Source organism: Synechocystis sp. LEGE 06083 (assembly GCF_015207725.1).
In the GTDB taxonomy this organism is placed as follows: domain Bacteria; phylum Cyanobacteriota; class Cyanobacteriia; order Cyanobacteriales; family Microcystaceae; genus Synechocystis; species Synechocystis salina.
Genome location: NZ_JADEWJ010000308.1, coordinates 1 through 4,174 on the forward strand (window position 1 = coordinate 1; position 4,174 = coordinate 4,174).

Consider the following 4,174-nt stretch of genomic DNA (forward strand, 5'->3'; position numbering starts at 1 on the left):
GGATATATCTGACAATTATGCCAAATTCTTCGCTCAGTCTTTTTTCAGAGGTCTATCATGCAGCTTTATGTTGTGATCTCAAGAATTACTTGCCGGTGATTAACCACCTAGATAATGAGTTTACGATCATTGTCGAAAAATGTTGTTCAAATCCCTCGCTTCTGAGTTAAATTGACAATACAATGTTCAGTGCCAGGATCTAAATTGCAATCTTTTACCCTATAAAAAGCTTGTATTATTTTAACCAGTTTTTACCCTTCCCAGGACTGGAATCTTTCGTCCTTTACTTTTTGCAAATTTATTTAATATATTGCTCTTTATATGAATTTCTTCTTGAATATCTATGAAAATACCAAGAACCATTGAATTTCGCTGATCTTCTTGATTTTTATCTTTTCAAATAAATGTTAGACTGAAAAACAAATTGCAGAGATAAAACATCATTTTTTATTAAAATTTTAGAATAGATTATTTTAATTTATTAAACTTATTATCTTCGTTGTTTTAACTGTATAGAGTTATTATGAAAAATTCCAAAATCGCTGTTTTTGGTTTAGGAGTTATGGGCAGTCCTATGGCTCAAAATCTGGTCAAACATGGTTATCAAACAATGGGTTATAATCGCAGCTTGAATCGTTCTTCTGCGCTAGAAGCGGCAAAAGCAGGAGTTAAAGTTGTATCTAGCATTGCGGAAGCGGCGGAAAATGCGGATATTATTCTCACCTGTGTTGGAGACGAAAAAGATGTTCAACAACTCATTTTAGGTTCGGGGGGCATTGCTGAATATGCGAAACCTCAAGCTTTAATAATTGATTGCAGTACTATTGGCAAAACTGCGGCTTGTGAGCTTGCCACAACTTTAAAAGCAAAGGGCTTGCGCTTTTTAGATGCACCGGTAACCGGGGGCGATATTGGTGCAGTCAACGGTACGTTAACCATCATGGTGGGGGGAGAGCTTGCCGATTTTGAAGAAGCTTTGCCTGTGTTCACAGCTATAGGGAAAAAAGTAGTTCATTGTGGTCTCAGTGGCAGTGGTCAAGCGGTTAAGCTCTGTAATCAAGTTCTTTGTGGTCTCCATGCGATCGCCGCTGCTGAGGCCATACAACTTTCCAAACAGTTGGGAATCGAACCAAATTTAGTGATTGATGTTTGCGGTAGTGGGGCAGCGGGTTCCTGGGCTTTAACCAATTTGGGGCCGAAAATGTCGAAAGCTGATTTTGCTCCAGGTTTTATGGTGAAACATCTTCTTAAGGATCTACGCCTTGTCCGAGAAGCTGCTGAAAAGGGGGAATTACCAGGGGTTACGTTGGCAGAAAGTTTGTTTGAATCTATTCAATTGTTGGGGGGAGAAGACCAGGGTTCCCAAGCGATTATTCGTGCCTATGGTGAAACTTAGATGAATTTTGGCAAAGCATAAGACGACAAAATTAGATACTCAATTAAGCAATTTAATTTTGAGTTAATCTAAACCATATTTGGCATAATAATGGCTATTTAAAACTAATTTTTACCCCTTGCCATGTCAAATTGAAAGCACCGCTCTGCTTAACAATTATCGATGATAAAAACCCTGTACGATCTTGATTTCAATCAAGGAATTGAATATTTACAATCTCGAGATGCCCGACTCGGCACTTTAATTAATGGGTTAGAAGTTTGCTCATTGACCCATCATCCACCCCGAACCACACTCTTGGAGGCGATCGCCTGGGGGATTATTGGTCAGCAAATCAATACCAATACAGCTCAAATGTTATTCCAAAGATTTTTAGACTATGCCCAACCGAAGGGATGGGCACCGGAAAATTTAGCTAATGTTGATCCTGAATTGTTAAGATCACTGGGCATCTCCCGCTATAAAACCCGCTACTTAAAAATCTGAGCGATCGCCTTGCAAAATGATTTTCCCCCTTTATCTGAATTGGAAACCTGGGATGATCTGGCCATTGTTGAACGGTTAACGGCTATTAAAGGCATTGGCCCTTGGACGGCCCAGCTTTTTCTCTTATTTCGTCTCCGTCGCCAGGATATCTTACCGAATCAAGATTTGGGAATCCGCATTGCGATTCAAAAATTGTATCAATTGCCCGATCGCCCTAATCCGAAAAAAGTGTTTGAATATGGCGAAAATTGGCAGCCCTATCGCAGTCTGGCTAGTTGGTATTTGTGGCGGAGTTTGTCGGCAACAGTTAGCAAGATCCATTTGTAGATGATAGCGCTGAAATTTTTCTGGTAAAAGCCTAACACCATTGTTCCCTGAGAATTTCTGCAATGCGGCGGGCCGCTCCAGCTTCCCCCAATCGTTCCCGACCATTACGGGCGATCGCCTCTAGTCGATCACTATCATGCAAAACTCGTCGCAAAGCTTCACCAGTTTGTTCAGGACTATCTAACATGATTAAGGACTCCCCCAAAAGCCAGGTTTGACGGCGGGCAAAATAGGGATTGTATTGGGGACCTTGGCCGGGAAAACTGATCACCGGTTTACCAAGGCCGACAAATTGTTCCGTGGCGGTACCGGCCATGGCGATCGCCGCTTGGGCATGGTGTAAACAATCGGCAAACTGCTGTTGACTCAAAACCAGACGGGCTTGGCTTTTTTGGTAAACGGGGCCCCTGATCAGGCAAGAAACTTTGTTGGTCAAAAGTTCCAGGTTATTGTCCTCCAATCGTTGCCAACCTTGGGTTTCAACTTCAGCCATTAACGGTGCTAAGGGCAGGGAAGGGGCAATCGCTGCCAGGAAAGTTACGGAAGCATCGGGAAAATGGGCTAACACGGAGGTTAAACTTTGCCCAATCAGGGCCCAATTGCGTTCCATTTCTGGCGATCGGGAACCGGGTAACAGGGTAATGGTCAAACTCTGCCCTGGCTGTAACGGTTGGGGTTGGCAATCTCGCAGGTTTAAACCGTCCATCATCGGATTGCCCACGGGGAAACTAGCCACACCTTGGCTTAATAAACTTGCATGGGTAAGGCGATCGCGGGGAAAGACCGCTCTGCAATTTTTCCTCGTCATTAACCACCGCTCCCAAGGATAGTAGGCGGAACCAAGCCATTTTTCCCAAGCTTGGGTACTGGGTAACCATTCCCCAACGGGGGAGCGGAGATAATATTCCGACTTGGCTGTGCCCACAAAGGCGTAGTCGGCTTTACCCAACCAAGCTAGAGCTAGGGGCACGATATCCCCCACTGCCAGAACTTTGCCCCCTTGGGCTGTCCATTGTTTCAAACTCCCCAACTGGGCTTTAGTGAGCCCCCATAGCCCCCCCTGCACATCCCGCCATAGTTCCCTGGCATCCATGTTGTTAAAGCCACCGGAGGGCATGGTTTTCACCGGGCCAATTAGGGGAATGTTTAAGCGTCGATAACTACTGCCTTCCCCCACCAAGGGCAATCCCACTAATATTTCCCCCGGCTCCATCTCCGCCAGTGCACTCCAAGCCTGGCCAATACTAACGGCGATCGCATCTTCCCCATGGCCATTGCTGAGCAGTAAAATCTTCGGCAGCATCCAAGACTCCCATCCGCTACACTAAAAATAAGCAGATTATTAAGAATTATTAAATAAGCATCACCATGGGTTGGGAATTTTTTTCGCTAGAGACATTGCAGGAATTGGCCCGTCAATATGGTTACGGAGCCGTATTCTTTGGCATTGCCTTGGAAAATGCGGGCATTCCCATCCCTGGAGAAACCATAACCCTGTTGGGGGGCTTTTTGGCCGGCAGTGGGGATTTAAGTTACGGCGGTGTATTAATTGCGGCGATCGCCGGGGCTGTGTTAGGCGACAGTTGTGGTTACTGGGTCGGACGTTGGGGCGGTTGGCCCTTACTGACCAGGGCGGCCAAACTGTTTAACATTCCCCAGGAAAAGCTAGACCAAGCCCGGCATAAATTTAGCCAAAATGGGGCAGCAGCGGTGTTTTTGGGGCGTTTTGTCACTCTGCTGAGGATTTTTGCGGGCCCCATGGCCGGCATTGTCCGCATGCCCTACGGCAAGTTTTTGCTCTACAACATCGGCGGTGCTTCCGTTTGGGCCACCATAACTGTCAGTTTGGCCTACTTTTTAGGGCGGGTGGTCACCATTGAGCAAATTATTGCCTGGACGACCCAATTCAGTTGGTTTGCCCTAGCTGCTGTGGTGGGAATGGTGGGCATATACTTTATCTTTCAC

General features: G+C 45.6%; 5 protein-coding genes. 4 read left to right on the plus strand and 1 reads right to left on the minus strand.

All coding sequences use genetic code 11. The features are described 5' to 3' along the window. Positions 1-523: 523 nt before the first annotated feature. The 3 genes from IQ219_RS17385 (at position 524) to IQ219_RS17390 (ending at position 2,209) form a co-directional block, all read left to right on the plus strand. On the plus strand, positions 524-1,396 hold the full coding sequence (locus IQ219_RS17385; RefSeq protein ID WP_194073446.1) for an NAD(P)-dependent oxidoreductase: 873 nt from the start codon (positions 524-526) through the stop codon (positions 1,394-1,396). A 162-nt stretch (positions 1,397-1,558) separates the two neighbouring features. Then, positions 1,559-1,882: a hypothetical protein gene (locus IQ219_RS20240; RefSeq protein WP_228017284.1), complete on the plus strand. Its 324-nt coding sequence runs from the start codon at positions 1,559-1,561 to the stop codon at positions 1,880-1,882. A gap of 9 nt (positions 1,883-1,891) precedes the next feature. Continuing rightward, positions 1,892-2,209 (plus strand): DNA-3-methyladenine glycosylase, encoded by a 318-nt coding sequence (locus IQ219_RS17390; protein WP_228017286.1) that lies wholly within the window; start codon positions 1,892-1,894, stop codon positions 2,207-2,209. A gap of 31 nt (positions 2,210-2,240) precedes the next feature. Here IQ219_RS17390 and IQ219_RS17395 read toward each other — a convergent pair whose 3' ends face one another. Continuing rightward, on the minus strand, positions 2,241-3,512 hold the full coding sequence (locus IQ219_RS17395; protein ID WP_194073447.1) for a lipid-A-disaccharide synthase-related protein: 1,272 nt from the start codon (positions 3,510-3,512) through the stop codon (positions 2,241-2,243). A gap of 65 nt (positions 3,513-3,577) precedes the next feature. Here IQ219_RS17395 and IQ219_RS17400 point away from each other — a divergent pair. After that, the coding region (locus IQ219_RS17400; protein ID WP_194073448.1) for a DedA family protein at positions 3,578-4,174 on the plus strand (597 nt) is incomplete at its 3' end.

Coding starts and splice junctions, on each gene's coding strand:
- IQ219_RS17385 (WP_194073446.1), top strand. CDS start 524: ATGAAAAATTCCAAAATCGCTGTTTTTGGTTTAGGAGTTATGGGCAGT.
- IQ219_RS20240 (WP_228017284.1), top strand. CDS start 1,559: ATGATAAAAACCCTGTACGATCTTGATTTCAATCAAGGAATTGAATAT.
- IQ219_RS17395 (WP_194073447.1), bottom strand. CDS start 3,512: ATGCTGCCGAAGATTTTACTGCTCAGCAATGGCCATGGGGAAGATGCG.